Annotated in this window: 4 protein-coding genes and 1 pseudogene; 1 reads left to right on the forward strand and 4 read right to left on the reverse strand. The window is 70.7% G+C overall.

All coding sequences use genetic code 11. The features are described from left to right. Positions 1–246: pseudogene (locus G6018_RS08235) on the forward strand (hypothetical protein); the annotation flags it as partial. Here the strand turns inward: G6018_RS08235 and G6018_RS17375 are convergent. The 4 genes from G6018_RS17375 to G6018_RS08250 all read right to left on the reverse strand — a co-directional run. Next, positions 227–529 (reverse strand): ATP/GTP-binding protein, encoded by a 303-nt coding sequence (locus tag G6018_RS17375; protein ID WP_259843874.1) that lies wholly within the window; start codon positions 527–529, stop codon positions 227–229. The pseudogene G6018_RS08235 and the gene G6018_RS17375 overlap by 20 nt on opposite strands. A 13-nt stretch (positions 530–542) precedes the next feature. Next, entirely contained in the window at positions 543–1,223 is a 681-nt protein-coding gene (gene nucS / locus G6018_RS08240) for an endonuclease NucS (RefSeq protein WP_182639364.1), read from the reverse strand. A 54-nt stretch (positions 1,224–1,277) separates the two neighbouring features. Continuing rightward, positions 1,278–1,727, reverse strand: coding sequence for a DUF2550 family protein (locus G6018_RS08245; RefSeq protein WP_182609675.1), 450 nt, complete (start codon positions 1,725–1,727; stop codon positions 1,278–1,280). A 60-nt stretch (positions 1,728–1,787) separates the two neighbouring features. After that, positions 1,788–2,046: F0F1 ATP synthase subunit epsilon (locus G6018_RS08250; protein ID WP_182639365.1), on the reverse strand; the 259-nt coding region annotated here is incomplete at its 5' end.

Here is a 2,046-nt window from a genome sequence, read left to right on the forward strand (position 1 = left end):
GTGAGACGTCAGGCCGAGGACGAGGCCCGCGAGACGGTCGACCGCGCCGCGGCCGAGGCTGCATCGCTGGTCTCGACGGCGCGTCGACACACCGAGGAACTGCGGTCGGTCCGAGAGCGCGTCCTGGCCGATCTGGCGGCGATCCGTGCCAGGCTGGAGCCCATTCCCGGCCGCCCGGACGACGATGCGGTCATGCCCGCCGACCCGGGGCTCGTCGACCCACGGCTCAGCTCCACCGACGGGTGAGACCCCGGCTGCCCCTCCCGGACCAGCATCCGCTGTGCCAGTGGCGGCGCTCGTCGTCGCCCCCCGGCCTGTCCGGCCACGCCACCACGTGTGGGGTCCCGGCGGGGACCACCTGGTCGCATCCCGGGCAACGGTAGTCCTTACCGGCGCGCGATCCGGGGACGCGCCGGACGTGGTAGTCATCCGGGTCACCCGACGGGCCGGATTCGAGCGCACCGCCACCCGGCCCCTCCCGCCGGGGCGCCGGACGGCCCGTCCCCGCGCGTCTGTGACGTCTCGGCACCCGGTCCCCGCCCTCAGAACAGCCGCAGGTCCGTCGACTCGATCCCACGGAGAGAGTCGTAGTCGAGGGTCACGCACCGGATGCCGCGGTCCTCGGCGAGGGTCCGGGCCTGCGGCTTGATCACCTGGGCGGCGAACACCCCGCTGACCGGAGACAACAGCGGGTCGCGGTTGAGCAGTTCCAGATACCGCGTGAGTTGCTCCACGCCGTCGATCTCGCCTCGACGCTTGATCTCGACCGCCACGGTGACGCCGTCGGCGTCCCGCCCCAGGATGTCGACCGGACCGATCGCGGTCATGTACTCGCGGCGGATCAGGCTGTATCCCGGCCCCAGGGTCTCGATGTGTTCGGCCAGCAACTCCTGGAGATGAGCCTCGACACCGTCCTTCACCAGCCCGGGGTCCACACCGAGCTCGTGGCGGGAGTCGTGGTGGACCTCGGAGAGCGTGATACGGAGTTGTTCGCCGGCCTTGTTCTCGACCACCCAGAGAAGGTGCGCGGGGTCATCCGGATGCTCCCGCTCGACCAACGAACAGGGAGGCGTCATCCAGTTGAGCGGCTTGTACGCCCGGTCGTCGGCGTGCACGCTGACGGACCCGTCCGCCTTGACGAGCAACAGTCTGGGCGCCATGGGCAGGTGGGCCGTCAGTCGGCCGACGTAGTCGACCTGACAGGTGGCGACGACGAGACGCACGGTTCCTCCTGGAATCGGGATGTGCCGGACGGCCCTCAGGGCCCTGTAAGGCTGTCAGCGCCGACGGCGGGCCGGAGAGCGGACCTGATCGGTCGAGCAGGCCTCCACCCACGCCAGCAGTGCGGTCAGCTCGGCGGGCCCCACGCAGATCTCGCCCTCCCTGATCCCACCCCTGCGATCGTGGCCGGAGAAGGACACGATGAGCTCCCCCGACTCGGCGACGTCGAGTTCGTGCCCCGTCGGCTGACGACGGGGACCCAACTCGAGGCTTCTGCGGTCGAGACGGACATCCGCCCCGAACCTCACGCTCAACAACCGGTAGAACGCCAGGTCGGTGTCGGAGTAGCGGACGGCTCCGTGACGCCACGCGTCTCCCCCGTCCCGTTTGACCAGGACCGAGGTGGAGTCCCTGCGCACGACCACCAGTCGATAGACGACGGCCGCGACCACCGGGGCGAGGACGAGCAGCACGACGACACCGAGAATGATCCCGGTGATCGCCATCTGCTCAACCCCTTCCGGTGGCCGCGGCCGTCAGGTCACGGGCGGACCCGTTCCGTACTGCTAGGCGCCGGCCTTCTCGACCGCGCGGAGGCGACCGCGTGCGGCTGCAGCGGCCGCCTGGTCGTCGCCTGCCTCGGACAGCGCGCGCTCGGCCTCGCCGCGGTCGATGGACTCCGACCACTCCGCGGTCTCGCCGAGGATGCTGACCTTGTTCGCCGTCACGGAGAGGAACCCGCCCTGCACCGCGGCGACCTTCTTGCCCTCGTCCGTGTAGACCGTCACGGTGCCACCGGCGTCCAGCTCGCCGAGCAGCGGCTCA

Origin of the sequence: Dietzia sp. DQ11-44 (assembly GCF_014145205.1) — a bacterium.
GTDB classification, from domain to species: domain Bacteria; phylum Actinomycetota; class Actinomycetes; order Mycobacteriales; family Mycobacteriaceae; genus Dietzia; species Dietzia natronolimnaea.

Coding starts and splice junctions, on each gene's coding strand:
- G6018_RS08245 (WP_182609675.1), bottom strand. CDS start 1,727: ATGGCGATCACCGGGATCATTCTCGGTGTCGTCGTGCTGCTCGTCCTC.